The organism is Actinomyces sp. 432 (assembly GCF_009930875.1).
Taxonomy (GTDB): Bacteria; Actinomycetota; Actinomycetes; order Actinomycetales; family Actinomycetaceae; genus Actinomyces.
This window is the reverse complement of record NZ_CP025249.1, coordinates 2,315,214-2,342,165: the sequence shown is the minus strand read 5'-3', so window position 1 is coordinate 2,342,165 and position 26,952 is coordinate 2,315,214. Positions and strand designations below refer to the sequence as shown.

Below are 26,952 nucleotides of genomic sequence, written 5' to 3'. Positions count from 1 at the left end.
GGAGGAACCATGCCCACGCCGGACAAGCTCACAACCGACAAGAAGGTAGCCGTTCTCATTGCGGAGGGCCTGGAGGAGGTCGAGGCGCTGGCCGTTGTGGACGTCCTGTACCGCGCCGGTATCCGCACCGACCTGATAGCCGTGGGTGACTCCCTGGCGGTCACCTCCTCCCACAAGGTGGTGCTTACCTGCGAGGCGCTGCTGGGAGAGGTCAACCTGGCCGACTACGACATGGTGTTCCTGCCCGGCGGTATCCCCGGAACCCCCAACCTCAAGGCGAGCCCCGTCGTGACTGCGGAGGTCACCGCCCGCATGGGGCAGGGCCGACCCCTGGCCGCGATCTGCGCGGCACCCTCGATCCTGGCGGAGCTGGGGCTGCTGGAGGGACGCGCGGCCACCTCCAACCCGAACTTCATGAAGGTGCTGGCCGAGCACGGTGCGAGCACTTCCGAGGCCGCGGTGGTTGTTGACGACCAGCTCCTGACCAGTCGGGGCATGGGCACCGCCATCGAGCTCGGCCTGGCGATCGTGCGCCACTACCTGGGCGACGACGCCGTAGAGGCCGTCAAGCGCGGCATCGTCTACCAGTACTGACGCCGTTCCTCACCGCGGGACCGGCATAAGTGACGCAGCGGGACCGGCGCTGATGACGCGCCGGTCCCGCTGCGCTCCGCATGTCCGCTGCGCCGCCTCAGGCACCCGTGCCGGGAGCGTCCGCCTTGCGCTGGGGTACCAGCGCCATTATCAGCAGGGCGACGCCGACGCCGGCCAGTAGCGCGATCATGGCCGTCACCAGGTCGATCCGGACCCCGGTGGAGACTGCGAGCAGCAGCCCGCCCAGCACCAGGAGGACCAGTCCCCACACCAGGGTGCTCGCCCGCACGCCGCGCGGGGCCGCATCGGCGGCTGCTGGGGGCGGGACGCTGCCAGGTGTCGTCCCGGCACGGCGCTGCCCGCTCCACACGTCCTGCTCCGGGGTGACGGGTAGATCCTTGGCGTCCTTGGGCGGCGCGGGGGACTCGGGCGGCTTCCCGCCGGGCAGCTCCCAGGTGTCCTCGGAGGAGGACGGCGTCGTAGCCGGCGCGGGCAGCGGAGCGGTGGCGGAGCCGTCGGGTGCGGGGCGGCCTCGGGGGAGGCGGCCGACAGCCCGGTGGCGGTCGCCCCGGCCTCTGGCTCCGCAGTGGTGGCGTCGGCCGGGTTGGTCTCGCCGGCGTCGGTGGCCTCCGCCTGCGCGGGGGTGTCGTTGTTGCTCATGGTTGTCTCCTCAAAAGCGCGATGTCTCAGGTCAGTGGGTAGGGGAGGCGCTGGGCTCCGGGGCGGTCGCGGCCGGCGTGGCAGTGGGCGCAGCGGTCGGCGCGGGTGAAGGCGATGGAGAGGGCGCGGGTGACGTGTCGGCGGAGCCAGCCGGGGCGGATGCCTCGGTCGCCAGGGCGTCGCCTACGCACTGCTCCCAGGCCTCACGCCCCACACCGGACAGGTCCGACACGCTGTACCAGCTTCCGTACCATCCCTGGTCCTCCCAGTCCTGGTAGCTGTCAGGGTCGTCAGAGTCGCCGTCGGCGTCCGCCTCCTGGTCCAGGGCTTCGGTCACCGCGTTGGCGCATACCCCGGCGGTATCCGTATCGATCGCCGCATGCGTCATGCCGGGAACCGGGAGCTCGCTGTGATAGTTGCCGCGCTCGTCGAGCCAGTACTCGACGATCCAGGCCGCATCATCCATGTAGCCCCACCAGGTGACGGCGCCCACCCACTCGTCCACGCGCACCGATCCGGTGCCCACCTCGATTTCCAGCCTCAGTGCGGTAGCCGCGTCCTGGGCGGCAGGCGAGACGAGTGTCGCAGTCTCGCCGGGACGCCAGCGCTCCACGTGGTGGGTGACGACGCTGTTGCCGTCAACGGTGAAGCGGTTGTCCGAGTACCCGCCGTACTCGTTTACGGAGCGCTCGTCGACGGTCCACTCGTCCAGGAGGGTGGCGGTGGTGATTCCAAGCCCGACACGTGAGTCCAGGCGCAGGTTCTGCCCCATGGTGGTGCGAATGGATACCGTGCCCACGCCCAGGCTCAGGTGCGCCCGCGCCTGGGGCTCCTCACCGACCGGCATGTCGGTCAGGTCGATGATGAGCTCGCCGACGGTGTAGTTGCCCAGGTCCACTGTCATGTTCGGGTCGCCGTCGGCAGCGGCGAACTGGGGCTCCAGCTCGTCCCAGGTGAGGGTGACGGTGCCGGAGGGGGTGTCCCTGGTGGTCGCAGTGGCGCTCAGGGCGCCGTCCGGCACGCTGGTACCGATGATCAGGAGGGGTACCGCCACCATTGCGGCGAGCCAGCCCAGGCCGGTCATCCAGCCGCCGCGGCGTCCGCGCAGCGCGCTGATGATGACACCCGCCCCCAGCAGGGCGGTGACGGCGCCGATGCTTGCGAAGCCCGCCGCGAGCGGACCCATGCCGCCCGTCGACCAGATCAGCACGATCGCGGCCAGGCAGCACAGGGCGATGCCCACCAGCGCCAGGCCGAGGCGCCGCCCCGGGCCGGGAACACGGGGAGGGGGAGGTACCGGACGCACGGGCCGGGGCGCGGGTCCCGCCGGGCGAGGGCCGACTGGGGATGCGCCCCGGACCGGCGCTGCCGCCCCGGCCATGACGGCCGTGCCCCGCGCTGGGCCGGCCGGTGCCTGCGTGGCCTGCTGCGGTCCGGCGGCACCAGGGGGAGCCGCCTGCGCCGACGCGGGCCGCGCCTGGGCGGAAGCCGGCGCCGGGCCGGAACCCGCAGTGGGGGCGGGAACGCGGCGCGGACCCGTCGTACTCGGGTCGGCGCGGCCTGCGGCAGACGCTGGCGTCACGGGCTGCTGCGCCCCCGGGTACGGCGCTCCGGGCGCCGTCGTCCCCCAGGGCCCGGCCTCCCCCAAGGACGCGGGCGGCTGGCGCCGCTCACGCCGAACCGCGCGGTAGATAAGGTAGACGACTCCCAGCACCAGGCAGCTTCCGACCACGGACCAGAACAGGTCGTAATAGCCCGCACCAACCCAGCCGGTGATGTACCAGGACGGGATGAACCCGTGGTCGAGCAGCACCCAGCCCGAGACGAAGGTCGCCACGGCCCCGGCGAACCCGGCGTCGAAGTCGCCGACCAGGGCCTGCTCGAGGTGGATGCGGCCATCGGACTCCTCTGGCATGAGCGCCCACCCCAGTCCGTACAGCACCAGCCCCAGGCCGCTGAAGATGGAAAGTACCACCCACACGCAGCGCACCAGGGTCGGGTCCAGGCCGAGTCGGCGGGCCAGTCCGCCGGCGACGCCGCCGATCCAACGCTCATTGGTGCGCACCAGTCCGGTGCGGCGCAGCGAGTCGAAGAATCCGGCTGCCGCCGGGCGCGGCGGCACCGGGCCGCCGTGGGGGCGTGGTGGGGGAACGGGGCCTGTGGGGCGGGCCTGCGGGTCGGGAGGGGGCACTTCACTCATGCCTCCATGGTCCGTGGCGCGGCCCGCAACGCGCGATGGGGACCTCCCCTGAACCGTCCCCGATTCGGTCACGAGTATCCCCTGATTTCCGGCACCGCCCCCACTTCGGGCCGCCCCGCCGTGCCACCATGGGGCCATGACCTCAGCGGCCGCCGACGTGCCTCCCGTGTCCGGGCACGGGAATCTGCTCGCGTCGGCCTCATTCCCGACGTCGGCACCGGCACAGGCGTCGGGAGCGGGCGCGACCGCCTCGCCCCGCCCGCCGCTGCGCCGCCCGCCCCGCCGGGCCCAGCCTCCCTGCCCCTCGCGTGCGCTCGCGGGCGTATGCGCCGGACTGTCCGCCCACCTGGGCCTGCCGGTGGGCGCGGTGCGCCTGGCGCTGATGGTGCTGACGGTCTCCAGCGGTGCCGGCGCCCTGCTGTACCTGCTGCTGTGGGCGCTGGTGCCCACCGGTGATCCCCTTCGCCCCGCGCCCCTGCCGCCCGCGCGCGCCCGCCTGGCGTCTCGGCTGGCCGGACACGCCGCAGACCAGCCACTGCTGACCCCCAGGATGCGCGGGATGGCGGGTGGGGCGGCCCTGCTGCTTGCAGCTGCGCTCCTGGCCGCCTGGCGGCAGGGTGCCTTCTCCGGCGGCGCCGGCTGGCTGCTGCCGCTCGTGCTGGTGGCCGCCGGCGCCGCGCTGGCCTGGTCCCAGGCGGACGCGCTGACCGGACCGACCCGGGAATCGGGCACCATCCTGCGCCTGGCCGGGGGCGTCGTGCTCGCCGCCGTCGGCATCCTGCTGTGGATCGGGGATGACACCCCGCCGCGGGTGCTGCTCACCGGCGCGCTGACCGGCGGTGCCCTCGTACTCGGCATCGGCCTGGTGCTGGCGCCCCTGTGGCTGCGCACCAACCGCGCCCTGTCGGACACCCGCGCCGCCGAGGCCCGCGAGGCCGAGCGCGCCGACATCGCCGCGCACCTGCACGACTCCGTGCTGCAGACCCTGACCCTGATCCGCAAGCGTGCCGACGACCCCGAGACGGTGGCCCGCCTGGCCCGCTCCCAGGAGCGCGAGCTGCGTGCCTGGCTGTACACCGACCGTCCCGAGGCTGCCACCTCCGCGGCGGACACCCTGCGCGACCTGGCCGCCGAGATCGAGGACCGCCACGGCGTTGAGGTCGAGCTCGTCGTCGTGGGGGACCGGCCCCCGGACCCGGACACCGAGATCGTCATCGCCGCCACCCGCGAGGCCCTGTCCAACGCCGTACGCCACGGCGCCCCGCCGGTGAGCGCTTATGCGGAGATCACCGCCGACCAGCTGGACGTGTTCGTCCGCGATCACGGCGCCGGCTTCGACCTCGCCGAGGTGGCCCCCGACCGTCACGGCGTCAAGGAGTCGATCATTGGCCGCATGGAGCGCCATGGCGGACACGCCAGCGTCCGCCGTCGTGAATCCGGCACCGAGGTGCACCTGTCCCTGAAGACGGCGCCCTCACCGGCCACGCCGGCCTACCCGCCCGTGTCCTCACCACCCGCCGCCCCGGCCGGGCCTCCCCCCTGTCCACTGACCCCGTACCACCGACTGCGTCAATCGCAGTCGTTCATCCGCACCCATTACCAGGAGCTCCCGTGACCCACTCTTCCGACGCAAACCAGTCCGCCGGCCCGCAGCCCTCGCTGCGTGTGCTCGTAGTAGACGACCACGCCCTGGTCCGCGCCGGGGTACGTGCCGAGCTCGCCGCCGATGCCCCCGACCTGGAGGTGGTCGCCGAGGCCGACGACGTCGAAGGCGCCATCGCCGCCGTCCACGCCCTGACCCCCGACGTCGTCCTGCTGGACGTGCACCTGCCCGGCGGCAACGGCGGGGGAGGGGCCGAGGTTGTCACCGCCTGCCGGGACGTGCCCACCACCCGCTTCCTGGCCCTGTCCGTCTCCGACGCCTCCGAGGACGTCGTCGGCGTCATCCGGGCCGGCGCCCGCGGCTACGTCACTAAGGCCATCTCCTCCACTGACCTGGCGCAGGCGGTGCGGCGCGTGGCCGCCGGGGACGCCGCCTTCTCCCCGCGGCTCGCCGGCTTCGTGCTGGACGCCTTCGGCGCCGGGGCGGGGGAGGTGGCCGTGGCCGACTCCGAGCTGGACCGGCTCTCCGCCCGCGAGCGGGAGGTCATGCGGCTGATCGCCCGCGGCTACACCTACAAGGAGTGCGCCGCCGAGCTGTTCATCTCGGTCAAGACGGTGGAGACGCATGTGTCCGCCGTGCTGCGCAAGCTGCAGCTGTCCAACCGCAACGAGCTCACCCGCTGGGCGGCCGCCCGCCGCATCGTGTAGGCGTCCCGGCCGATAGTAGACTGTGATCTGTCCCATAGGAGTCGTGCCCTGGGTAGAACGAGGTGAGGACATGACGGACTTCCTGGCAAGCCTGCTGTTGGCGGTTGTATGCGCCACAGGCGGACTCGCGGTCACCATCATCGGCGTCAAGATGAAGCGAGGCACCCTCAAGCCGAACTCCTTCGCGGGCGTGCGCATCCCCCGCGCCTACCGCTCCGAGGAGGACTGGTATCAGATACAGTCTGCCTGCGCGAACGCCACCTTGCTGATGGGCTTCATATTCTTCGACTGCGCGGTGCTGTTCCTGATTCAGGCGTTATTGCCTGAAATCGTTCCGTTCATGTTCCCGTGCGTAGTATTCGTGCTCCAGTCGATTCTCGGCATTGCCCTGATCTGGTATGCCGCCTTGACCGCTGAGAGGCATTCGGCCAAGCGCTGAACGTTACCGAGATGCGTGGGCGGGTGACCGCTCGGACTCAACATCCACACGCATTACGGTGCGTGCGCGCGTGGGCGGGTGAATCGTGCGAGGATGACGGCCGTGACACAGCAGGCCCCTTCGGACTCGATGCCCGAGCAGATCGCCAGGGCCGCTGCACACGTCGCCGCCGGTGGGATCCTCGCACTGCCCACGGACACGGTCTACGGCCTGGGTGTGCGCGCCGACGACGCGGCCGCCGTCTCCCGCCTACTGGCCGCCAAGGGACGCGGCCGTGCCATGCCGCCGCCCGTACTGGTTGCGGATGCCAGTCGGCTCGACGGTATCGTCGCCCGCATTCCGGATGCCGCCCGCGCGCTTATGGAGGCCTTCTGGCCCGGAGCGCTCACCCTCGTGCTCGACGCCGCGCCCGGCCTCGGCTGGGACCTGGGGGATACCGGGGGCACAATCGCCGTGCGCATGCCCGATCACCCCCTCGCCCTGGCCGTGCTGCGCGCCACGGGCCCAATGGCGGTGACCAGTGCCAATGCCACGGGCAGGCCCCCGGCCACCGACGCCGCCGGGGTACGGGCCGCCTTCCCCGGCCGCGTCGTCGACGTCGCCGGGGCGCCCCGGCCGGGCGCGATCGGGGCGGTGCCCACACAGATCCGCCTGCTCGACGGCGGCCCCACTCCCGGATCCGTGCCCTCCACGATCATCTCCCTGGCCGGCGCGCGGGCGCAGTCCCCGGCTATGCTGCGTGAGGGCGCCATCACCCGGGCGCAGCTGGAGGGCCTGGGCGCATGAAGGTCTATTTGCTGGTACTGCTGGTCGCCGCGGCCGTCACCTATGTCGCCGTGCCGATTGTGCGTCACCTCGCCCTGGTCGCCGGCGCCCTCACCCCGGTGCGGGCGCGGGACGTACACGCCACCCCGATCCCGCGGCTGGGAGGCGTGGCGATGTTCGCGGGCTTCGCCACGGCGATGGTGATGGCCTCGCGGGTGCCCTACCTGTCCAATGTCATCGACTCCTCCGCCTGGGCGGTGGTGCTGGGCGCCGGACTGGTGTGCCTCCTGGGCGTGATCGACGACCTGTGGGAATTGGACTGGATGACCAAGCTGGTCGGACAGGTGCTGGCTGCCGGCATCATGGCCTGGCAGGGAGTGCAGCTGATCACCTTCCCCGTAGGCGGTCTGACGCTCGGCTCCTCGCGGCTGTCCCTGTTCTCCACCATCATCGTGGTGCTGGCGGTGATCAACGCCGTCAACTTCGTCGACGGCCTGGACGGTCTGGCCGCGGGCATCATCGGCATTGGCGCCTCCGCCTTCTTCCTGTACATCTACGTGCTCACCCGCCACACCTCACCGGAGTCCTACACCTCCCTGGCGGCCACGGTGATGGCGGCCCTGATCGGCATCTGCCTGGGCTTCCTGCCCCATAACTTCCACCCGGCCACCATCTTCATGGGCGACTCCGGATCCATGCAGCTGGGCCTGATCAGCGCGGCCGGCACGATCATCGTCACCGGGCAGATCGACCCCGGCATACTGGAGGGGCCGACGGCGGTGCCCGTGTTCCTGCCGGTGCTAATCCCCCTGGCGGTGCTGCTGCTGCCGCTGATGGACATGATTATGGCGATCGTGCGCCGTGCCCGGGCCGGCCACAGCCCCTTCCACCCCGACCGCATGCACATGCACCACCGGCTGCTCGCCGCCGGCCACTCGCACCGCCGCGCCGTGCTGGTGATGTACGTGTGGGCGGCGGTGGCCGCGTACTCCGTGGCGGCCATGGCCTTCTTCCCGCTGCGCTGGGTGCTGGTGGGAAGCATCGCGGGGGTCGGCATTGCCCTGGTGGTCACCGCTGACCTGATGCCCGGCGTCCGGCAGGCGTGGATGCGGGGCCTGGGCGCGCGCCGCGTGCGCGCCCGCCACGACGCGGGAGGCCGACGTTGAGCCAGGGGCGCCCGGCAGTGCTGAAGACACCGCAGCGAGTACCGCGCCGCATGCAGCACCGATCCCTGTTCCGGCGCACGGCCGTGCGCGTTGCGTGCACCGGCGTCGTGATCGCGGCTGCCGCGCTCATCGCCGGTGGAATCGCGGGCGGCGCCGCCTGGTCCGGGGCCGCCTTGGGCGCGCTGACCGGAGGGCTGCTGACCGCCATTACCGTGGTCGCCCTGCTCGTTCCCTGGGACCGGTTCCCCATGCTGGCGTCGGCCGGCGTGATGGCGTCCTTCGCCGGGAAGGTGCTGGTGATGATCGGGGTGGTACTGGTGCTCGGGCCGCACCGGGACGCACTTGCCCCGGGCTGGTTCTTCAGCGCCTTCGCCGCAGCACTGCTGGGAGTCACCGGCGTGGAGGTGGTCTCGCTCGGATCCGGCAGCCATGCGCCCTCCGGCGGTTGCGAGCCGGATCAGGACACCTGATCCGGCCGACCCCGGTGAAGTGCGGTCGGGGCAGAATGCAGGTAGGGTTGTGTGCCCGAGAGGGGAGTAGCCTGACCGCTAGGTGCCCGTACCGGTTGCCCTGGCGGCGTTACGGAGCCTCTAAGTCCTTAATCGTTCCCGAGGAGGTCCGGTGACAACGAGCTCGAGCCTGGCGGCCGGCTTGGCCGTCATCGCGCCGGCGAGTGACGGAGGCGGATTCGAGCCCCCCTCGCTCGACGACTTCTACCCCGAGGCCTTCGCGCTGGTGGGCACACCCTTTGAACTCAACCGGGTCATGCTAGTGCGCATCATCATGACCCTGGTGCTGGTGGCCTTGTTCGGGATAGGTGCGGCCCGCGCCAAGGTGGTGCCGGGGCGCATGCAGAACGTGCTGGAGATGCTGCTGGAGTTCGTGCGCAAGAACATCGCGGTGGAGATCCTCGGGGAGAAGTACGGCGCCCGGTACGCTCCGATCATCACCACGATCTTCCTGGGCGTGTTCTTCCTGAACATCTCCGGCATCCTGCCCGGGCTGCAGATCGCCTCCACCGGTGTGGTCGGCATGCCCCTCGTGTTCGCCATGGTCTCCTACATCGCCTTCGTCTACGCGGGCGTACGCGCCAACGGGGCGGGCAAGTTCATCAAGGGCTCGCTCATCCCAAGCGGCGTTCCCGGGTTCCTCTACCCCCTGATCGTGCCGGTGGAGTTCCTGTCAACCTTCGTGCTCCGGCCGCTGACGCTGACGGTGCGTCTCATGGCCAACATGATCTCGGGACACCTGCTGCTATCGCTGTGCTTCCTGGCCACCAACGCGCTGTTCGTCTACGCGACGGCGCAGTTGAAGGTCCTGGGCACGATTACCTTCGCGGCGGGTATCGTCTTCATACTGTTCGAGGCCTTCGTCGCCGCCCTGCAGGCCTACATCTTCGCGCTGCTCAGCGCCGTGTACATCGAGTCCTCGGTGCACATGCACTGAACCCAGCCGCAGCCCCAATCCAGCAAGACCCAGTCCACCAACCAGTCCAGTAACACGTTTCGGCACCCACCAACACGAGGAGAAACCACATGGGAATCACCGGTTCTATCGCGACGATCGGATACGCCCTTGCCACCGTCGGTCCCGCCCTCGGTATCGGCATGGTCGTGGCCAAGACCCAGGAGTCCACGGCCCGCCAGCCCGAGGTGGCCGGCGTCCTGCGCACCAACATGTTCATCGGCGCGGCCCTGATTGAGGCGCTCGGTCTGCTCGGGTTCGCCGCCGGCTTCGTCTTCAGCTGATGGTCGTGGCCAAGATGTCAGTCGGTACGCTCGTGGCGGCGGCCTCCGGGGCCCCCGAGGGGATCTTCCTGTTCGTGCCGCACCTGGCTGATCTGGTGTGGGGCACGCTGTGCTTCCTGCTCATCGCCGTCGTCCTGGTCAAGTACGCCCTGCCGCGCTTCAACGCCGTGCTAGATGAGCGCACCGCGAAGATCGAGGAGGGCCTGGCGCTGACGGAGAGGGCCAAGGAGGAGCAGTCCGACGCCGAGGCCCGGGCCACCCGCCTGGTGGAGGACGCCCGCCTGGAGGCGGCCCGGATCCGGGAGCGGGCGCAGGCGGAGGCGGACAAGATCATCGCCGACGCCCGTGCCGAGGCCGCGGGCGAGGCCGGCCGCGCCATGGAGTCCGCCGAGCGGCAGATCGAGGCCGACAAGCAGGCCGCCCAGATCTCGCTCCGCTCCGACATCGGCCTGCTGGCCACCGACCTGGCGGAGAAGCTCGTTGGCGAGCACCTGGCCGACGCCGAATTGTCCGGACGGGTGATCGACCGCTTCCTCGACGAGCTTGAGCACAAGCCGGTCAGTCCCGCCTGGTCCGCGCGGGCGGGGCAGTCCGGTGAAAGCCGGCACCTCAGCCACCCGTGCGCTCACCGAGGAGGCCTGGGCGCCCGTCCTGGCCGCCGCCGGGGCGCAGGGGCAGCAGCTCGGAGAGCAGATCCTCGCCGTGGCCCACGAGATCGCCTCCAACCCGTTGCGCGGTCCCCTGACCGATCCCAACCGGGAGCCGGAGGACAAGGCCGCCCTGGCCGCCCGCCTTTTCACCGGGCGGGCGGATGAGCGCGTCGTCGAGCTGCTGCAGGGGATGGTGCGCGGCCGCTGGTCGCGGGCCGTCGACCTGATCAGTGCGCTGCACGACCTGGGTATCCAGGCGATCCTGTCCGGGGCGCAGGCCGGCGGCACCCTCGACGACGTCGAGCAGGAGGTCTTCGCCGTCGCCCGGGAGGTCGCCGCCAACCGGGAGATCCGCCAGGCGCTGGAGCCGGCCCGACGCACCAGCACTGACGCGCGGGTGCGCCTGGCACACCGCCTGTTCGCCTCGCGCATCTCCCACCCGCCATGACCCTGGTGGCCTGGTGCGTGCGGCACCAGCCGGAGGTCGCGGTAGGCGGGGTGCCCTACAACCTCAGGCGCGTCACGGAGCTGGCCGCCGGCATGCAGAACCGGGTCATCGCCGACGTCGTCGCGGCAGTGCCGCTGACGACGGCGCAGCAGGCCCGCCTGCGCGCGATCCTGGTCCGCCGGCTGGGATTCGACGTGGAGCTCAACCTTGAAGTGGATCCGGAGGTCATCGGCGGCGTGCGGGTGGTGGTACGCGACCTCGTCATGGACAGCACCATGCGCCACTCGCTCGCGGAACTGCGCGGCAGTCTGACCGGATGACGCAGGTCGCAGGGACGGATTCTGCATGCACAAGCCAAATGAACCGCTGCGAGCAAAGCAGCAAGCCAAACGCGAAGGAGACGACAGATGGCTGACATGACCATCGCAGCGGAGGACGTCCGCTCCGCCCTGGAGGAGTTCGTCGATTCCTACCGGCCGACGCAGGTGGCGGCCGAGGAGATCGGGCACGTGGTCTTCGCCGCAGACGGAATCGCCCAGGTGGAGGGGCTGCCGGGGGCGATGGCCAACGAGCTGCTCACCTTCGAGGACGGCACCGCCGGCCTGGCCATGAACCTGGACGAGCGCCAGATCGGTGTGGTCATCCTGGGGGACTACTCGGGAATCGACGAGGGCCAGGTCGTGCACCGCACCGGAGAGGTCCTCTCGGTTCCGGTGGGGGATGCCTTCCTCGGCCGCGTCGTCGACCCGCTGGGCCGCCCCATCGACGGGCTCGGTGAGATTGCCGCCGAGGGGCGCCGCGCCCTGGAGCTGCAGGCCCCCGGCGTGATGGCCCGCAAGTCCGTGCACGAGCCGCTGCAGACGGGCCTGAAGGCGATCGACTCTATGATCCCGATCGGCCGCGGACAGCGCCAGCTGATCATCGGCGACCGCAAGACGGGCAAGACCGCCATCGCCCTGGACACGATCCTGAACCAGAAGGCAGCCTGGGAGACCGGGGACCCGAACCAGCAGGTGCGCTGCATCTATGTGGCCACCGGCCAGAAGGGCTCCACCATCGCCTCCGTGCGCGCCACGCTGGAGGAGCGCGGCGCCCTGGAGTACACCACAATCGTGGCCTCCCCGGCCTCCGACCCGGCCGGCTTCAAGTACCTCTCGCCCTACACCGGCTCCGCGATCGGCCAGCACTGGATGTACGGTGGCAAGCACGTGCTGATCGTGTTCGACGACCTGTCCAAGCAGGCGGAGGCCTACCGTGCCGTGTCCCTGCTGCTCCGCCGTCCGCCGGGCCGCGAGGCCTACCCCGGTGACGTCTTCTACCTCCACTCCCGGCTGCTGGAGCGCTGCGCCAAGCTCTCCGACGAGCTGGGGGCCGGCTCGATGACCGGCCTGCCCATCATCGAGACGAAGGCGAACGACGTGTCCGCCTATATCCCCACCAACGTCATCTCCATCACCGACGGGCAGATCTTCCTGCAGTCCGACCTGTTCAACGCGGACCAGCGCCCCGCCGTCGACGTGGGCATCTCGGTCTCCCGCGTGGGTGGGGACGCCCAGATCAAGGCGATGAAGAGCGTGGCCGGCACGCTGAAGATCACGCTGGCCCAGTACCGCTCGATGCAGGCCTTCGCCATGTTCGCCTCCGACCTGGATGCCACGACCCGCCAGCAGCTGACTCGCGGCGAGCGGCTCATGGAGCTGCTCAAGCAGCCGCAGTTCACCCCCTACGCCGTGGAGGACCAGGTCGCCAGCGTCTGGGCCGGCGCCAACGGCTACCTCGATGACCTCGACGTCGCCGATGTGCTGCCCTTTGAGCGCAGCCTGCTGGACCACCTGCGTCGCAACACCGACATCCTGGACACCATCCGGACCACTGGCCGCCTGGACGAGGACACCGAGGCGGCGCTGCGCCGAGCCGTGGAGTCCTTCCGCACCACCTACCTGGCCGGCGGGCGCATGCTCTCCGGCGAGGTCGAGGCGCCTGAGGAAGAGGTGCCTGCTGAGCACACCGCCGAGCAGATCGTGGTCAAGAGGGGCTGACCGACGTGGCAGGGAACCAGCGCATCTACAAACAGCGTATCCGGTCCACCCAGACGCTGCAGAAGGTCTTCCGGGCCATGGAGCTGATCGCCTCCTCCCGGATTGGTTCCGCACGCAATAACGCCCAGGAGGCCGGCCCCTACGACCACGCCCTGAGCCAGGCGGTCGCCGCCGTCGGCACTCACGCCGCCCTGGACCACCCGCTCACCCGGGAGCGGGAGGACACCAATCGGGTGGCCATCCTCGTGCTCACCTCGGACCGGGGCATGGCCGGCGCCTACTCCGCGACCATCCTGCGGGAGACCGAGCGGCTGATCGAGCAGCTGGTTGACGCCGGCAAGGAGCCGGTGCTGTTCACCTACGGGCGGCGCGCCGCGGCGTACTTCACATTCCGCGGCCGCCCCGTGGAGTTCTCCTGGACCGGTGAGTCCGACCGGCCCACCGACTCCTCCATCGAGGAGGTCGCCACGGTCATGCTGGACTACTTCCTGTCCAGCCCGGAGGCCGGCGGCGTGGCAGAGGTGCACATCGTCTTCACCCGCTTCGTGTCAATGGTCTCCCAGGTGCCTGAGGTGCGGCGCATGCTGCCACTTAAAGTCGTGGACGTGGACGGCCCCGGCGAGCTGAACCGGGAGGACCTGGCCCCCGACGTCGAGCGCGTGCGGGCCGAGCGGACCGGAGCCCGACCCCTGTACGAGTTCACCCCCAGCGCCGATGCCGTCCTGGACGCCCTGCTCACCCGCTATGTGCGCAGCCGCATCCGCAACGCCCTGCTGCAGGCTGCCGCCTCCGAGCTGGCCAGCCGTCAGCAGGCCATGCACACGGCAACGTCCAATGCCGAGGACCTCATCGCCACCTACACCCGCCTGGCCAACGCCGCCCGCCAGGGAGACATCACCCAGGAGATCACCGAGATCGTCTCGGGAGCGGACGCCCTGGGCTCGCAATAGCGGCCCGGCAGATGACGCCCGGCGGACCCGCGCATCAAAGCCACTCACCCACCGACCACCGCAGCTTCTGGCAGAACGGATACGGAAGAACGCATCATGACCGACACGACTCCCCAAGGGAACACCCCCGCCATCGGGCACGTCACCCGGATCATCGGCGCCGTCGTCGACGTCGAGTTCCCGCCGGACGCGATCCCGGCGATGTACAACGCGCTGAAGGTGACCGTAAACGCCACCGGTGAGGGCGACGTCGCCCATGAGATCACCCTCGAGGTGGCCCAGCACCTGGGTGACAACATCGTGCGCGCCGTCTCGCTCAAGCCCACCGACGGGCTCGTGCGCGGCTCGGAGGTACGCGACACTGGCGCCCCGATCTCCGTGCCGGTCGGAGACGCCACCCTCGGGCACGTCTTCAACGTGACCGGTGAGGCACTCAACCTCGCCGCGGGTGAGCGCCTGGAGATCAGCGAGCGCTGGCCCATCCACCGCCAGCCGCCGGCCTTCGAGCAGCTAGAGCCCAAGGAGCAGATGTTCGAGACCGGCATCAAGGTCATCGACCTGCTCACCCCCTACGTACAGGGCGGCAAGATTGGCCTGTTCGGCGGTGCCGGCGTCGGCAAGACGGTCCTGATCCAGGAGATGATCCAGCGCGTCGCCCAGAACCACGGCGGCGTGTCAGTGTTCGCCGGCGTCGGCGAGCGCACCCGTGAGGGCAACGACCTGATCGGTGAGATGGAGGAGGCCGGCGTCTTTGACAAGACCGCCTTGGTGTTCGGGCAGATGGACGAGCCGCCGGGTACGCGCCTGCGGGTGGCACTGAGCGCGCTGACCATGGCGGAGTACTTCCGCGACGTCCAGCACCAGGACGTGCTGCTGTTCATCGACAACATCTTCCGCTTCACCCAGGCCGGCTCGGAGGTCTCCACCCTGCTGGGCCGCATGCCGTCGGCCGTCGGCTACCAGCCCAACCTGGCTGATGAGATGGGGCAGCTGCAGGAGCGCATTACCTCGGCCGGGGGGCACTCCATTACCTCGCTGCAGGCGATCTACGTGCCCGCCGACGACTACACCGACCCCGCCCCGGCCACGACCTTCGCCCACCTGGATGCCACCACGGAGCTGTCGCGCGACATCGCCTCCCGCGGCATCTACCCGGCGGTGGACCCGCTGGCCTCTACCTCCCGGCTGCTCGCCCCTCAGTACGTGGGCCAGGAGCACTACGACGTCGCCACCCGCGTGAAGTCCATCCTGCAGAAGAACAAGGAGTTGCAGGACATTATCGCGATCCTCGGCGTGGATGAGCTCTCCGAGGAGGACAAGGTCACCGTGGGCCGGGCGCGGCGTATCGAGCAGTTCCTGTCCCAGAACACCTACATGGCGGAGAAGTTCACGGGCGTGCCCGGATCCACGGTACCGCTGGCGGAGACCATCGAGGCCTTCCGCCGCATCACCGAGGGCGACTACGACCACCTGCCCGAGCAGGCGTTCTTCAACATCGGCGGCATCGAGGATCTTGAGCGCCGCGCGGCAGAGATGGCGGATGCCTGATATGCCCGGTGAACGCATGCTTCAAGTGGAGGTGGTCTCCCGCTACGGGGGCGAGGCCTGGGCGGGTAGGGCCACCCGGGTCTCGGTGCCGCTGCCCGACGGCGAGCTCGGCGTGCTGCCCGGGCGCCAGCCCATCCTGGCGGTGCTCGGGCGCGGCGACGTGCGGATCGCCCCGGCCGACGGCGGTCAGGAAGTCAGCGTGCCGGTGGCCGGAGGATTCTGTTCCGTCTATGCGGATGTGGTCACCGTGGCGGCGGACGCCGCCGGCGCGGAGACCACCGACTCCGGCGTCACCGTCAGCGACGTCCTGGCCGAGACAATCGTGATTCCGGGCGTAGGCATGCGGGACTGAGGGGGAGACATGCCGGTGTGGGAAGTGGTCGTCGCCGTGGCGCTAGTGGTCATCGCCCTCACCGGAGGTTTTCTCCTGCGGCTGCGTTTTCTGGCCGGGCGGGTCGGGTCCTTCGAATGCGCGCTGCGCCCGCAGGGAAGTGCGCGCTGGATCAGCGGTATCGCGGTATTCGGCGACGACGATCTGGAGTGGCACCGGCTTGTCTCCTTCGGGCTGCGTCGCCGTCGTCGCTTCAGGCGCGATGACCTTGAGCTCGGCCCGGTGCACCACCGTGGCCAGGGCGGGCACGTGGTGGACGTGCCGTGCAAGTACCGCGGGGAGCGCTTCGAACTGGCCATGGTGGAGGACTCCCACTCCGCGCTGGTCGCCTGGATCGAGTCGGCGGCTCCCTCCCAGCCCACGCTCTTCTAGCGCTCTGGCCCCTACTCCTCTTCTGCGCCGCCCCACCCCTTCGCCGAGACCGGCACAAGTAACGCACCGAGACCGGCACAAGTAACGCACCGAGACCGGTCGACATGGTGGTGCGTGCACCGCGCTCCTCCAGGAGGGCTACCGCCACGGCACAGAGGCGGTTACAGGGGCACAGCCAGACCCCCCTTTGACAATGCCTGCCCAGTCGCTAGGGGCAGCGGCTCACCGGGTCAACAATCGATGCCATGAGTACACAACGTCCCGTAACTGTCCTGCTTGGTGCCGGAGCCATCGGCACCGCCATCGCCCGCCGCGTCACCAACGGCGGCCACATCGTCGTCGCCGACCTGCGGCTGGAGAACGCACAGAAGGTCCGTGAGCAGCTGTTCGACGCCGGTTACAGCGCCGAGGCGACGACGACGGACCTGGCCGATCCCGCCTCCATCCGGGCCCTTGCGGAGCACGCCGCCTCACTCGGGCCAGTCACCCGCGTCATCCTCGCCGGAGGAGTCTCGCCGTCGCAGGCCGACATCCCCACTATTTTGCGGGTAGACCTGTACGGCTTCGCCGTCGCGCTGGAGGAATTCGGCAAGGTCATCGCCCCGGGCGGCTCCGGCGTCGTCATCTCCAGCCAGTCCGGCTACCGCATGCCCGCGCTCACCCGTGAGCAGGACGCCCTGCTGGCGACCACCCCCGTGGACGAGCTGCTCGCACTGCCCATGCTCGCTGAGGGCGCCGTGACTTCAACCCTGCACGCCTACCAGATGTCCAAGCGTGCCAACGGCCTGCGCGTGCGGGCCAACGCCGTCACCTGGGGTGAGCGCGGTGCCCGCATCAATTCCATCAGCCCCGGAATCGTCATTACGCCGCTGGCGCGCGACGAGCTCGAGGGGCCGCGCGGCGCCGGCTACCGCAAGCAGCTCGAGCTGTCTCCGGCCGGGCGCGCGGGCACACCCGATGAGATCGCCGCGCTGGCCGGCTTCCTCATGGGGCCCGAGGCCGGATACATCAACGGCACGGATGTGCTGGCCGACGGCGGCGTCACCGCCTCCTGGTACTACGGGCCGCTGTCCGCGGGCGGGGCGAACTGAGAGACAGCGCCGCCGCGTCATGGCGACCGGTTTCGGTGCGTCAATAGTGCCGGTTTCGGCGTGTTACAAGTGCCGGTTTCGGTGAGTGGGGTGCCGACCGGATGAGTGAGCGCCGGGGCGAGGGGTGCGGGTAGGCTGCCGGGGTGCGCGTCGTCATTGCTTCCTGCTCCGTGGACTACTCCGGTCGCCTGGACGCTCATCTGCCCCGGGCCACCCGCCTGATCATGGTCAAGGCGGACGGCTCGGTACTGGTCCACTCCGACGGCGGCTCCTACAAGCCGCTGAACTGGATGAGTCCGCCCGCGCGCCTGACGGAGGTCGCCCCGGATGAGGAGGACACCGAGGTCGGCGTTACGGCCCGCTGGGAGGTGACCGCCGCCAAGACCGACGACCGCCTGGTCATCCGCCTGTTCGAGATCGTCTCGGACACCAGCGTGGAACTCGGCGTCGACCCCGGACTGACCAAGGACGGGGTCGAGGCCCACCTGCAGGAGCTGCTCGCCGAGCAGGTGGAGGTGCTCGGCCCCGGTTTCCGCCTGGTGCGCCGCGAGTACCCCACACCCATCGGCCCGGTCGACCTGCTGGTGCGTGACGCCGCCGGCGCCGCGGTGGCCGTGGAGGTCAAGCGGGTGGGCGGCATCGACGGCGTCGAGCAGCTGACCCGCTACCTGGACATGCTCGACCGCGACCCGCTGCTGACGCCGGTGCGCGGGGTGTTCGCCGCCCAGCAGATCAAGCCGCAGGCGCGCGTGCTGGCCGAGGACCGCGGCATCCGCTGCGTGGTGCTGGACTACGACGCCATGCGCGGCCTGGACGACCCCTCCTCACGGCTCTTCTGACCGGCAGGCACCACCCCGGCGGCACGGGACCGGGCTGGAATCACGGCGCGTGCGCCGTTATCTGTCCTCGTCGTGCCGCACCCTCGCTGGGCGCTTAACATCTGCCCATGCCCGCCGCACGCCCCGTCGCCGCCCCGCGCGAGATGTCCTACCTGCGCATTCTCGCCCAGGGGCTCGTCCCCGCCACCACCGCCCCCGACGTCGTCGAAGCGGTGCGCCGCCAGTTGGCCATGCAGGGCCAGCAGCCCTCCGCGGTGCCCCACGCGCTGATCATCCGCGCCGACGGCGCCACCGGCTCCGACGTCGACGCCGCATTCGCCGGTGGCCACCTGGTGCGCTCCTGGCCCATGCGCGGCACCGTCCACATCACTACCACCGCCGATCACCACTGGCTGCGCGAGGCACTCATGCACCGCACCGATGCCTGGACGCGACAGAGCGAGGAGCGCCTGGGCATCGACGACGCTCTCCTGCGGAGCGCCGCCGATACCGCTCTGGCACTCATACAGGCGGAGGGGCCGACGGCGCGTTCCCGACTGATCGAGGCCTGGCAGGAGGCCGGCCTGCTTGACTCGGCGGACGCATCCACCCCGGGGACCTGGCACCGGCGGCACCTGCTGGTGCGGTTGCAGCGTGAGGGCGTACTGGTGCAGGGGCCCAGGCGCGGCAACGAGCACCTGATCGTGGACGCGCGAGCATTGCCGGGCGCCGAAACCGGGCCCGGCGGCAGTGGGGGAGCGGCGCACGGCACCGGCGGGCATCGCGCCGCCCTGGCGGAGATCGCCCGCCGCTACGCCGCCAGTCACGGGCCGGTGAGTGCCGCCGACCTCGCCCGCTGGACCACGCTGCCACTGGCGCAGGCCACGCGCGCCCTCGAGGACGCCGTAGAAGTCACGAACGCCGCCGCCTACCCGGTGGACCCGGCCGCCGCTCGCGTGCCGCTGGTGCGCGCCCGTGCGGAGGGCGGGCTGCGAGGGAGCGTCCGGCTGCTCGGAGCCGATGCGGGGGCGGGGCCCGGGCGCGACGTGCTCTACCTGCGCGCCGACCTGCCCGAACTGCTGGAGGCGAATGCGCGCGCCGTCGGCCGCACCCTGTTCCTGCCCTCCTTCGACGAACTGCACGTGGGCTACAAGGACCGGCTCTGCTTGACCGACGCCGCCGGGGAGCGGCTGATCTGCCCGGCGGCCAACGGCATGTTCCGGCCGCTGCTGGTGGACCGGGGGCGAGTGGTGGCCGTGCGTCCCGTGGGGGAGGGGCTGCTGTGGGCCGACGGCGCCCGCCGCTCGGCTCGGCTGGAGGCCGCGGTGGACCGGGTGGTGCGACGCGTGGAGCGCAGACTGAGCCGCTGAATGCCGCGGCTTGGCGGCCGCAGCGGAACCAACCCGGCAAGACAACAGACATCTGATGTCTGTGGGTTCTTGCGGTAGACTCGCTGCATGAGCAGTGCCGCCACACCCACAGGCTCCGCGTCGGTCTCTTCCAAGCCGCGCTCCACCGCGGCCTCCGCCGCAGCCGCCGATACCCCCTTCGCCCTACGTGGACGCGTGGTCACACCAATGCAGATCATTGACGACGGTGTCGTCGTCATCGCCGCACGTCACCTCGCCTGGGTCGGGCCGGCCACGGAGGCCGCTCGGGCCGGCTGGGCGGATCTGCTTGCCTCGGCCTGCAGCGCCCCGGCGGGCGGCTACCTGCTGCCCGGCCTGGTTGACGTGCACTGCCACGGCGGTGGCGGGGAGTCCTTCCCCAACGCTGAGACCCGCGCCCAGGCCATGACCGCCGTCCGTGAGCACCGCCGGCACGGAACGACGAGCCTGGTCGCCTCCTGCGTCACCGCCGCCCCGGAGGTGCTCAAGGCGCGCACGCGAGTACTGGCCGACCTGTGCGACGCCGGGGAGCTCGCCGGGATCCACTTCGAGGGACCGTTCGTGTCCGCCGAGCGCTGCGGCGCTCAGGACCCCACGTACATCACGGACCCCGACGCCGCCCTCACCCGCGAGCTGATCGAGCTCGGCCGCGGACACGTGGCCACCATGACGATCGCCCCCGAGAAGCCGCACATCGCGGGCGACGACGGCGTGGTCGCCGCGCTGATCGACGGCGGCGCACTGCCCTCCTTCGGCCACACCGATGCCGAGGCCGCCCCCGTGCGCGCCGCCCTGGCCGACGCCTCCGCCCGCATCGCCGCGCGCGCGGCGTCCAGTGAGCCGGCTCGCTCCGCCCGCGCCACCGCCACCCACCTGTTCAACGGCATGCGCCCCATGCACCACCGCAAGCCCGGACCCGTACCCGAGTTCCTGGCCGCCGCGGCGAGCGGGGAGTGCATTGTGGAGCTGATCGGCGACGGCGTCCACCTGGACCCCGCCATCGTGCGCGACATGTTTGAGACGCTTGGGCGGGAGAACGTCGTGCTGATCACCGACGCGCTCGCCGCCGCCGGCGTGCCCGACGGCGACTACGTGCTCGGCTCCCAGGCCGTCACGGTTTCCGCCGGGGTGGCCCGCCTGGCCGAGGGCGGGGCACTGGCCGGCAGCACGGCGCACCTGATTGACGTCGTGCGCACCACCTGGCGCGGCGGGGTTGACCTGGTTGACGCCGTCTTCGCCGCCTCCTGCCAGGGCGCGGAGATCCTCGGGGAGGACTCCGTCGGCGCACTGGAGCCCAGTCTATGGGCCGACGTGGTGGTAACCGACGCGGACCTGAACCCGGTCACGGTGTTCCGCCGCGGTGAGGCGGTGGACTGACGCGGGCAAGGGTCGCTCAGCCGGGCAGACCCAGCAGCCGGTGGGTGTAGACGGCCTGCCCGGAGTGCTGGGCAGCGTCGTCGATGATCGAGGCCAGCCGCACCCCGCGAGTCACCGGCGGCGTCCAGGCGCGGTCGATGACCTCCTCAAGCGCCTGCGGGTGCAGTGAGCGCAGGTAGTCGCGGGCCAGGTCATAGGCGGCGTCGAGGTAGCTGGTCAGGACGGTGAGGTCTTCCACGCGCACCAGTGCCGCCTGCTCCGGGGTGTGGCGCCAGTCCTCGGTGTCATCGGGCAGGGGCAGGTTGAAACGCTCCTTGAAGCCACGGGATGTCCACAGCGTCTCGGTGCCCGCCAGGGCGGAGATCTGCAGGTCGATCTCCCGGGCGGTGTGCCAGGCCAGCCAGCTCAGGGAGTCGATACGCGGGGCGAGCTGCGGGGTGGGCTGCGTGTTCGCCTGCTCCAGGCTCACGTCGTCGAGGGCGCGGTCGAAGCGCTCGCGGGAGCGGTCCAGTGAGGCCAGTAGCAGCTCGAGGTAGGCGTTGGGGGATGCAGGGGAGTCGGTGAGTTCGCTCATGCCCCCACGGTAGGCGCGGGTCGGCGTCCAGGCTAGGTGCGGATCAGATCCGCTGGCCGCACTGGGAGCAGAAGGTGGCGTCCTCCGTCTCCAGGTAACCGCAGGACCGGCAGCGCAGCCTGACCACCTGTGCCGGGGGCTCGGCCGGCTTGGAAGCGCCTTCAAGCGCCGCTTGCAGGGCAGGGATCTCTTCGAGCCGCATCTGGTCCTGAGCGCCTTCCGAGCGCTTCCACGGCTCGGCGTCGCGGGCCTCGCCCTGGGGCGACAGCACCACGCCGGCGCCGGCCAGACCCTGCCTGCCCACGCGTCGCAGCCACTGGCCGGCACTGATGACTAAGACTCCCAGGAATGCCACGGGGAAGAACTGGAAGACGCGGCCGATGCCGCTTCCGATAGCCGTGTGGTCGCCGGAGCCGAATACGTCACCGGTCCCGGCGAAGGCGCCAAAGCCGGCGATGAAGACGCTGAAGAACATGAGCAGGCCGAGTCCCTGGAGGAAGGCTCCGCCGTAGTAGGCGGCCTTCCGCCACGTTGGTACGTCATAGCGGCGCGGCCGGTCACCGTTGCTCGCGTACGGTGAGTGCTGATAGTGCGACTGCTGGTCGGGCGCCGGGCTGCTGGTCATGGGCGGACCTCCGGTTGGGGAAGGACGCCTAACCTTAACCGACCACGCACATAATCACGAATCGGGAACGGGGACAGTGCGGGTCCAGCGGTCCACGTGCTTGGGTGCGATCGATGCCGCGCTGACAGATGCCGATGTTGATGCCGACGAGCGAGCCGATGACGGATTCGCCCTGGCCCCCATGCTCGACCCGCCCGAGGCCTGCATACGGGTAAGGAGAAGCAAGCGACGAATAGTCGCCGGGGTGCGGCGCCGGTGACCGACCGAGTCGCGTGTGGCGGTGGCCAGTCCAACATGTTCGTAGTAGCGGAGCGCGTGCGGGCTGAGCTGCAGGTGCCGGGAGGTGGCGCCGATAGCCCGGTCCGCCGCTTGATCCTCGCGGACCAGGCCTTGCTGCGCTTACCGACTCCGCCAGGTGGGCCGTCCGCCAGGGCCGACCGCAAGGCGCACGGCTTGTGCCAGGACTCCCGTAACCGTACTTCGAGCACCCTTGAGGCCATGCGTTGGCACGAAATGCACCACTTTCCCGATCCCGGTAACCGCAGCCTGGCGCGTGATCCGCATGATTACGGGGTTTTCCTGGTGCGGCGCGAACGATCCACCAAGGAAAGTGGTGCAGACTGTGACACTTTTCCCGCTGGACGGCTAGATGTTCGCGCCCAGGGCGGCCAGCACGGGGCGCATCTTGGCCTTCGTCTCGGCCAGCTCGTCGGCCGGCACCGAGTCGGGCATGATCCCGCCGCCGCCGAAGACTCGCGCCGGCGCCTGCGGGCCCGCCCCGCCCGGCGGCAGGGCGGCGCTGCGGAGCGCAATGCACCACTCGCCCTCGCCGTGCCAGTCCACCCAGCCCACGGGGCCGGCGTACCTCCCCCGGTCCATGCCCTCCACCTCGGCGATGATGCGGGCGGCCGCGGCGGTGGGGGTGCCGCATACGGCCGCAGTGGGGTGCAGCGCGCCCACCAGGGACAACGCCCCGGTGTCCCCGGCAACCACGCCGGTGATGTCGGTGGCCAGGTGCAGCACGTTCGGCAGCGTCAGTACCCGCGGCGGCTGTGCCTCCACCATGGAGCACAGGGGCTCCAGGGCCGAGATCGCGGAGGCCCGCGCCAGCTCGTGCTCGGCCCGGTTCTTGGCCGAAGCCGCCAGCCAGCCCGCCAGCCGCTCGGCCTCGCGCGCGCGAGCCGCCGCGTCGCCCGGGTGACGGCGCGCGGTACCCGCCAGCACCCGGCTGGCAAGATGTCGGTTCTCCAGCCGCACCAGCAGTTCCGGGGTCGCCCCCACCATGGCGTCCACGGCGAAGGTCCAGCAGGACGGGTAGCTCGCGCCCAGTCGGCGCAGTAGGTCGCCGGTCGCCAGGGGTGCGGCCGGTGTTACGAGCAGATCCCGCGCCAGCACCACCTTGCGGGCCTCCCCGGCAGTCATGCGCCGCTGTACCTCTGCGACGGTGGCCAGGTAGTCGGTCTCGGACAGCGCCCCGGGCGAGATCACGGGGGCGCCGGGGGAGGAGGCAGTTGCCCCTCCGGATGCTGGTGGTCGCATATGGGCCAGGACCTCCGCCGCGTCCGGGTGCGCCTCGCCCTCTGCCACGGCAGTGGTCAGCCACGCCCCGGCGTCATCCAGACCCACGATCACGCGCGGCACGATGAGTACCGAGGCGGCGGCGGAGTCGGGGGAGAAGGCGATGGTCCCCAGCGCGACCGGCCCGGTGCCCGGGCGTACCAGGGCGTCGCGCCACCATGAGGCGTAGACCGTGGCCCGCCAGGCGGCGCGCAGCGCCTCGATCCGGTCGGTGCCGGCGGCCTCCAGGCACAGCGCGCGTCCCCAGCCGACCAGCCCGCGCCCGTGACGCACCCAGGACACCGGGTCCTGGCGCCCGGCCAGCAGCTCAAGCAGCCCCGTGCCGCCGCCCTCCGGGGTGATGGCGCCGGCGGGTAGTGCGACCGTGCGGAAGGACATGCGCGGCGGAGCGGCGGCGGCCTGCGCCGCAGGCAGTCGCAGGCCGTCGGCGGAGGTCCCCGCGGGTACCGCCACGGTCACCTCAGGCCTCCGGGGCCGTCGGTGCGGCGTTGCCGGCGCTGCTGGCCGCGGGTACCTCCGGCTTGGTGGCGCGGTGGATGGCGACGATCCCGCCGGACAGGTTCTTGTAGCCGACCGTGCGCCAGCCGGCGCGCTGGATCAACTCCGCCAGGGCCTCCTGGTCCGGCCAGTCCAGGATTGACTCGCCCAGGTAGCTATAGGCATCGGCGTTGGAGGACAGCAGCTTCCCGGCCGCGGGCAGGGCCGTGCCCAGGTAGAAGCGGTAGAGGCGGCGGAAGGCCGTATTCACGGGCGTGGAGAACTCCGCGATCACCAGGCGCCCGCCCGGACGGGTCACGCGCGTCATCTCCGCCAGCGCCTTGGCGGTGTCCTGCACATTGCGCAGCCCGTAGGAGATGGTGACCACGTCAAAGGTGGCGTCGGCGAAGGGCAGGTCGGTGGCGTCACCGACCACGAACTCGATCTCCGGGTGGCGCAGACGCCCCTGCGCCACCATGCCAGCAGACAGGTCGCAGGCAACCACGTCCGCACCGGCGGCGGCATAGTCGGCGGCGGAGGTGCCGGTGCCTGCGGCCAGGTCCAGCACCCGCATGCCGGGGCCGGCGGCGACGGCGGCGCGGGTTACGGCGCGCCACATGCGCACCTGCCACAGGCTCATCACGTCATTGGTCAGGTCATAGCGGCGGGCGACGGCATCGAACATGCCCGCGACCTCACGGGGGTCCTTGGCTAGGGAGGCTCGGCTCATGGGGTGATCCTCGCAGATCCGGGGCCCGCTCCGGAGCGGGCCCCGCCCCCGGGTGGGCGGCCCTGCGCCGACGACGCTAATTCGCAAGGGTAGGTATCTCTAATTGCGCGTCTAGTGCCGTCGCGGCGTTCTCGCGGGCGTTCCGTATGTCTTCGCGTTATTATGGAAATCGCGGGGAATAACCGGGGTCGGCGAGGGTGCTGGCGGAGCCTGCGGATGACTAGCCGAGGTCAGCCGGTAATGTCTCGGCAGGTCCCGGTCTGTTGCAGGGCTGCCGGGTTCCGGCTGCCCTCCCCGGCAGTCGCAGGACAGTTCCAACATCCCGATCGAGTGGCACGCGAAGGAGGCGCGCAGTAATGGCAGCAGCCGCAGGCGATCTCAGTGCTGACGTCGTAGTTGTGGGCGCCGGCCCCGCGGGCTCCTCCGCCGCCTACCACCTGGCCAGGCTGGGACTGGACGTGCTGCTGCTGGAGCGTCAGGAGCTCGGGCGGGACAAGGTCTGCGGCGATGGGCTCACCCCCGCTGCCGTGCGCGAGCTGGTGCGCATGGGCGTGGACACCTCCACCTGGCAGCGCAACCAGGGGCTGCGGGTAATCGGTGGCGGACACCTTCTGCACATCCCCTGGCCGGAGCAGCCCAGCCTGCCCTCCTACGGCCTGGCCCGGCGCCGCAGCGAGCTGGATCGGGACCTGGCCACCCGCGCCGTAGCCGCCGGCGCCCGCCTGATCACCGGCGTGACCGCAACCGAGCCGGTCACCACTGCCGCGGGCCGCGTCACCGGCGTGAGGATCGCCCCCACCCCGCGCAGCCCGGAGCCGGGTATCGAGGCCCCGGCCACCGTGCGCGCCCCGCTGGTCATGGACGCCGGCGGTGTCTCCGCCCGCCTGGCCACCGCCGCGGGCCGCCGGAAGAACGAGCGCAGGCCGCTGGGAGTGGCCGTGCGCGCGTACTTCCGCTCCCCGCGTGCCGACGACGCCTGGATGGAGTCCCGCCTGGAGCTGTGGGACGGCCCCGCCCGACGCTCTGACCTGCTGCCCGGCTACGGCTGGATCTGGAGCGTGGGTGACGGCCTGGTCAATGTGGGCCTGGGTTCGGTCGCCTCGACGCCGGCCGCGGCGTCTGCGCGCGGCATCGACTACCGCGCCGTTTTCAACCGCTGGCTGGAGCACGTGCCTGCCGCCTGGGGCTTCAGCCCCGAGAACCGGGTGGGCCGCGTCGCCTCCGCTGCACTGCCCATGGCCTTCAACCGCAAGCCCCACTACGCCGACGGGCTCATGCTGCTGGGTGACGCTGGCGGCATGGTCTCCCCCTTCAACGGGGAGGGCATCGCCCAGGCGCTTATGGCGGGGCGCCTGGCCGCCGAGGCTGCCGCGCAGGCTGCGGCCCGCACCACGGCTTCCGGGCGCGAGCTCGCCCTGGCCCAGTACCCCGCCGCCCTGGAGGCGCAGATGGGCGGCTACTACACGCTCGGGCGCATCTTCGTCGCCCTGATTGAGCACCCTGAGGTGATGCGCGTGTGCACCCGCTACGGGCTGCCGCGCAAGCGCCTGATGCGGCTCGTCGCCAAGCTCCTGTCCGATGGCTGGGAGCGCCGCGGCGGCGACGGAATCGACCACTTCATCCAACTTCTGACAAGGATGGTGCCGGCAGCATGAACCCGTACGTCTCCCTGCTCATCATGGCGGCAGTCGCCATGGTCGTCGCCGTCGGCGGCCTGGTGCTGTCTGCGATCGTGAGCCCGAACCGGCACAACCGGGTCAAGGTCGCCAACTACGAGTGCGGCATTGACCCCACCCCCACCAACGTCGACCAGGGCCGGTTCCCCGTGTCCTTCTACCTGGTCGGCATGACCTTCATCATCTTCGACGTCGAGGTCGTCTTCCTCTACCCGTGGGCCACCGCCTTCACGCAGCTGGGCTTCTTCGGGCTGAGCGCCGCCCTCGCCTTCATCGCCCTGATCACGGTGCCCTATCTCCTGGAGTGGCGCCGCGGCGGCCTGGACTGGGAGTAAGGG

Annotated in this window: 30 protein-coding genes; 23 read left to right on the top strand and 7 right to left on the bottom strand. The window is 70.9% G+C overall.

Going from position 1 to position 26,952, the window contains the following annotated elements:
- The first annotated feature begins 9 nt into the window (after positions 1-9).
- Positions 10-594 carry a DJ-1 family glyoxalase III gene (locus tag CWT12_RS09785; RefSeq protein ID WP_161924650.1) on the top strand — a complete coding sequence of 195 codons (585 nt, stop codon included), beginning with the start codon at positions 10-12 and terminating at the stop codon, positions 592-594.
- Between the two features lie 97 nt (positions 595-691).
- Here CWT12_RS09785 and CWT12_RS09780 read toward each other — a convergent pair whose 3' ends face one another.
- Together CWT12_RS09780 and CWT12_RS09775 are read right to left on the bottom strand one after the other, a co-directional pair.
- Positions 692-964, bottom strand: a complete 273-nt coding sequence (locus CWT12_RS09780; protein ID WP_161924649.1) for a hypothetical protein — start codon at positions 962-964, stop codon at positions 692-694.
- Between the two features lie 321 nt (positions 965-1,285).
- Complete coding sequence (locus CWT12_RS09775; RefSeq protein ID WP_161924648.1) at positions 1,286-3,454, bottom strand: PspC domain-containing protein; 2,169 nt, start codon at positions 3,452-3,454, stop codon at positions 1,286-1,288.
- 136 nt (positions 3,455-3,590) lie between these two features.
- Between CWT12_RS09775 and CWT12_RS09770 the strand changes: the two genes are divergently transcribed.
- The 20 genes from CWT12_RS09770 to CWT12_RS09680 all read left to right on the top strand — a co-directional run bounded on the left by CWT12_RS09770 (position 3,591) and on the right by CWT12_RS09680 (position 20,954).
- Positions 3,591-5,069 carry an ATP-binding protein gene (locus tag CWT12_RS09770; protein ID WP_161924647.1) on the top strand — a complete coding sequence of 493 codons (1,479 nt, stop codon included), beginning with the start codon at positions 3,591-3,593 and terminating at the stop codon, positions 5,067-5,069.
- Positions 5,066-5,764, top strand: a complete 699-nt coding sequence (locus CWT12_RS09765) for a response regulator (RefSeq protein ID WP_161924646.1) — start codon at positions 5,066-5,068, stop codon at positions 5,762-5,764. Before CWT12_RS09770 ends, CWT12_RS09765 begins: the two co-directional genes overlap by 4 nt.
- A gap of 70 nt (positions 5,765-5,834) precedes the next feature.
- Positions 5,835-6,203 (top strand): SdpI family protein, encoded by a 369-nt coding sequence (locus tag CWT12_RS09760; protein WP_161924645.1) that lies wholly within the window; start codon positions 5,835-5,837, stop codon positions 6,201-6,203.
- Between the two features lie 93 nt (positions 6,204-6,296).
- Positions 6,297-6,989, top strand: coding sequence for an L-threonylcarbamoyladenylate synthase (locus CWT12_RS09755; RefSeq protein WP_161924644.1), 693 nt, complete (start codon positions 6,297-6,299; stop codon positions 6,987-6,989).
- Positions 6,986-8,134, top strand: a complete 1,149-nt coding sequence (locus tag CWT12_RS09750; protein WP_161924643.1) for an MraY family glycosyltransferase — start codon at positions 6,986-6,988, stop codon at positions 8,132-8,134. Before CWT12_RS09755 ends, CWT12_RS09750 begins: the two co-directional genes overlap by 4 nt.
- Before the next feature lie 50 nt (positions 8,135-8,184).
- Positions 8,185-8,604 (top strand): hypothetical protein, encoded by a 420-nt coding sequence (locus CWT12_RS09745; RefSeq protein WP_161924642.1) that lies wholly within the window; start codon positions 8,185-8,187, stop codon positions 8,602-8,604.
- A gap of 151 nt (positions 8,605-8,755) precedes the next feature.
- Positions 8,756-9,580, top strand: a complete 825-nt coding sequence (atpB, locus tag CWT12_RS09740) for a F0F1 ATP synthase subunit A (protein WP_161924641.1) — start codon at positions 8,756-8,758, stop codon at positions 9,578-9,580.
- Positions 9,581-9,675: 95 nt separating this feature from the next.
- Positions 9,676-9,882, top strand: a complete 207-nt coding sequence (gene atpE / locus CWT12_RS09735; protein ID WP_136193469.1) for an ATP synthase F0 subunit C — start codon at positions 9,676-9,678, stop codon at positions 9,880-9,882.
- Positions 9,882-10,697, top strand: coding sequence for a F0F1 ATP synthase subunit B (locus CWT12_RS09730; protein ID WP_337247888.1), 816 nt, complete (start codon positions 9,882-9,884; stop codon positions 10,695-10,697). The genes atpE and CWT12_RS09730 overlap by 1 nt, the downstream gene beginning before the upstream one ends.
- Positions 10,612-10,980, top strand: a complete 369-nt coding sequence (locus CWT12_RS14055; RefSeq protein ID WP_237564134.1) for a hypothetical protein — start codon at positions 10,612-10,614, stop codon at positions 10,978-10,980. The genes CWT12_RS09730 and CWT12_RS14055 overlap by 86 nt, the downstream gene beginning before the upstream one ends.
- Positions 10,977-11,300, top strand: coding sequence for a F0F1 ATP synthase subunit delta (locus CWT12_RS14050; RefSeq protein ID WP_237564133.1), 324 nt, complete (start codon positions 10,977-10,979; stop codon positions 11,298-11,300). The genes CWT12_RS14055 and CWT12_RS14050 overlap by 4 nt, the downstream gene beginning before the upstream one ends.
- A gap of 87 nt (positions 11,301-11,387) precedes the next feature.
- Positions 11,388-13,019, top strand: coding sequence for a F0F1 ATP synthase subunit alpha (gene atpA / locus CWT12_RS09720; RefSeq protein WP_161924640.1), 1,632 nt, complete (start codon positions 11,388-11,390; stop codon positions 13,017-13,019).
- Positions 13,020-13,024: 5 nt separating this feature from the next.
- Positions 13,025-13,969, top strand: a complete 945-nt coding sequence (locus tag CWT12_RS09715; RefSeq protein ID WP_161924639.1) for a F0F1 ATP synthase subunit gamma — start codon at positions 13,025-13,027, stop codon at positions 13,967-13,969.
- Positions 13,970-14,065: 96 nt separating this feature from the next.
- Positions 14,066-15,517: a F0F1 ATP synthase subunit beta gene (gene atpD / locus CWT12_RS09710; protein WP_161924638.1), complete on the top strand. Its 1,452-nt coding sequence runs from the start codon at positions 14,066-14,068 to the stop codon at positions 15,515-15,517.
- 16 nt (positions 15,518-15,533) lie between these two features.
- Positions 15,534-15,869 (top strand): F0F1 ATP synthase subunit epsilon, encoded by a 336-nt coding sequence (locus CWT12_RS09705; RefSeq protein ID WP_442862528.1) that lies wholly within the window; start codon positions 15,534-15,536, stop codon positions 15,867-15,869.
- 9 nt (positions 15,870-15,878) lie between these two features.
- Positions 15,879-16,280 carry a DUF2550 family protein gene (locus tag CWT12_RS09700; RefSeq protein WP_161924637.1) on the top strand — a complete coding sequence of 134 codons (402 nt, stop codon included), beginning with the start codon at positions 15,879-15,881 and terminating at the stop codon, positions 16,278-16,280.
- Between the two features lie 245 nt (positions 16,281-16,525).
- Positions 16,526-17,371 carry an SDR family oxidoreductase gene (locus tag CWT12_RS09695; RefSeq protein ID WP_161924636.1) on the top strand — a complete coding sequence of 282 codons (846 nt, stop codon included), beginning with the start codon at positions 16,526-16,528 and terminating at the stop codon, positions 17,369-17,371.
- A 143-nt stretch (positions 17,372-17,514) separates the two neighbouring features.
- The gene (nucS, locus tag CWT12_RS09690; RefSeq protein WP_161924635.1) at positions 17,515-18,210 is read left to right on the top strand and encodes an endonuclease NucS; all 696 of its coding nucleotides are present in this window, start codon (positions 17,515-17,517) and stop codon (positions 18,208-18,210) included.
- Between the two features lie 107 nt (positions 18,211-18,317).
- Complete coding sequence (locus tag CWT12_RS09685; protein ID WP_161924634.1) at positions 18,318-19,559, top strand: DNA glycosylase AlkZ-like family protein; 1,242 nt, start codon at positions 18,318-18,320, stop codon at positions 19,557-19,559.
- Positions 19,560-19,766: 207 nt separating this feature from the next.
- The gene (locus tag CWT12_RS09680) at positions 19,767-20,954 is read left to right on the top strand and encodes an N-acetylglucosamine-6-phosphate deacetylase (protein WP_237564404.1); all 1,188 of its coding nucleotides are present in this window, start codon (positions 19,767-19,769) and stop codon (positions 20,952-20,954) included.
- Between the two features lie 16 nt (positions 20,955-20,970).
- On the opposite strand, the gene CWT12_RS09675 is transcribed toward CWT12_RS09680, so the two are convergent.
- The 5 genes from CWT12_RS09675 to CWT12_RS09655 all read right to left on the bottom strand — a co-directional run bounded on the left by CWT12_RS09675 (position 20,971) and on the right by CWT12_RS09655 (position 24,938).
- Positions 20,971-21,528, bottom strand: coding sequence for a mycothiol transferase (locus CWT12_RS09675; protein WP_161924632.1), 558 nt, complete (start codon positions 21,526-21,528; stop codon positions 20,971-20,973).
- Positions 21,529-21,571: 43 nt separating this feature from the next.
- The gene (locus CWT12_RS09670; RefSeq protein WP_202616188.1) at positions 21,572-22,153 is read right to left on the bottom strand and encodes a zinc ribbon domain-containing protein; all 582 of its coding nucleotides are present in this window, start codon (positions 22,151-22,153) and stop codon (positions 21,572-21,574) included.
- A 54-nt stretch (positions 22,154-22,207) separates the two neighbouring features.
- Positions 22,208-22,486 carry a MerR family transcriptional regulator gene (locus tag CWT12_RS14720; protein ID WP_442862561.1) on the bottom strand — a complete coding sequence of 93 codons (279 nt, stop codon included), beginning with the start codon at positions 22,484-22,486 and terminating at the stop codon, positions 22,208-22,210.
- 312 nt (positions 22,487-22,798) lie between these two features.
- Entirely contained in the window at positions 22,799-24,190 is a 1,392-nt protein-coding gene (locus tag CWT12_RS09660; RefSeq protein ID WP_237564131.1) for an isochorismate synthase, read from the bottom strand.
- A 1-nt stretch (position 24,191) separates the two neighbouring features.
- Positions 24,192-24,938 carry a demethylmenaquinone methyltransferase gene (locus CWT12_RS09655; protein WP_161924631.1) on the bottom strand — a complete coding sequence of 249 codons (747 nt, stop codon included), beginning with the start codon at positions 24,936-24,938 and terminating at the stop codon, positions 24,192-24,194.
- A gap of 356 nt (positions 24,939-25,294) precedes the next feature.
- Between CWT12_RS09655 and CWT12_RS09650 the strand changes: the two genes are divergently transcribed.
- Positions 25,295-26,593 carry a geranylgeranyl reductase family protein gene (locus CWT12_RS09650; protein WP_161924630.1) on the top strand — a complete coding sequence of 433 codons (1,299 nt, stop codon included), beginning with the start codon at positions 25,295-25,297 and terminating at the stop codon, positions 26,591-26,593.
- On the top strand, positions 26,590-26,949 hold the full coding sequence (gene ndhC / locus CWT12_RS09645) for an NADH-quinone oxidoreductase subunit A (protein WP_161924629.1): 360 nt from the start codon (positions 26,590-26,592) through the stop codon (positions 26,947-26,949). Before CWT12_RS09650 ends, ndhC begins: the two co-directional genes overlap by 4 nt.
- Positions 26,950-26,952: the final 3 nt, after the last annotated feature.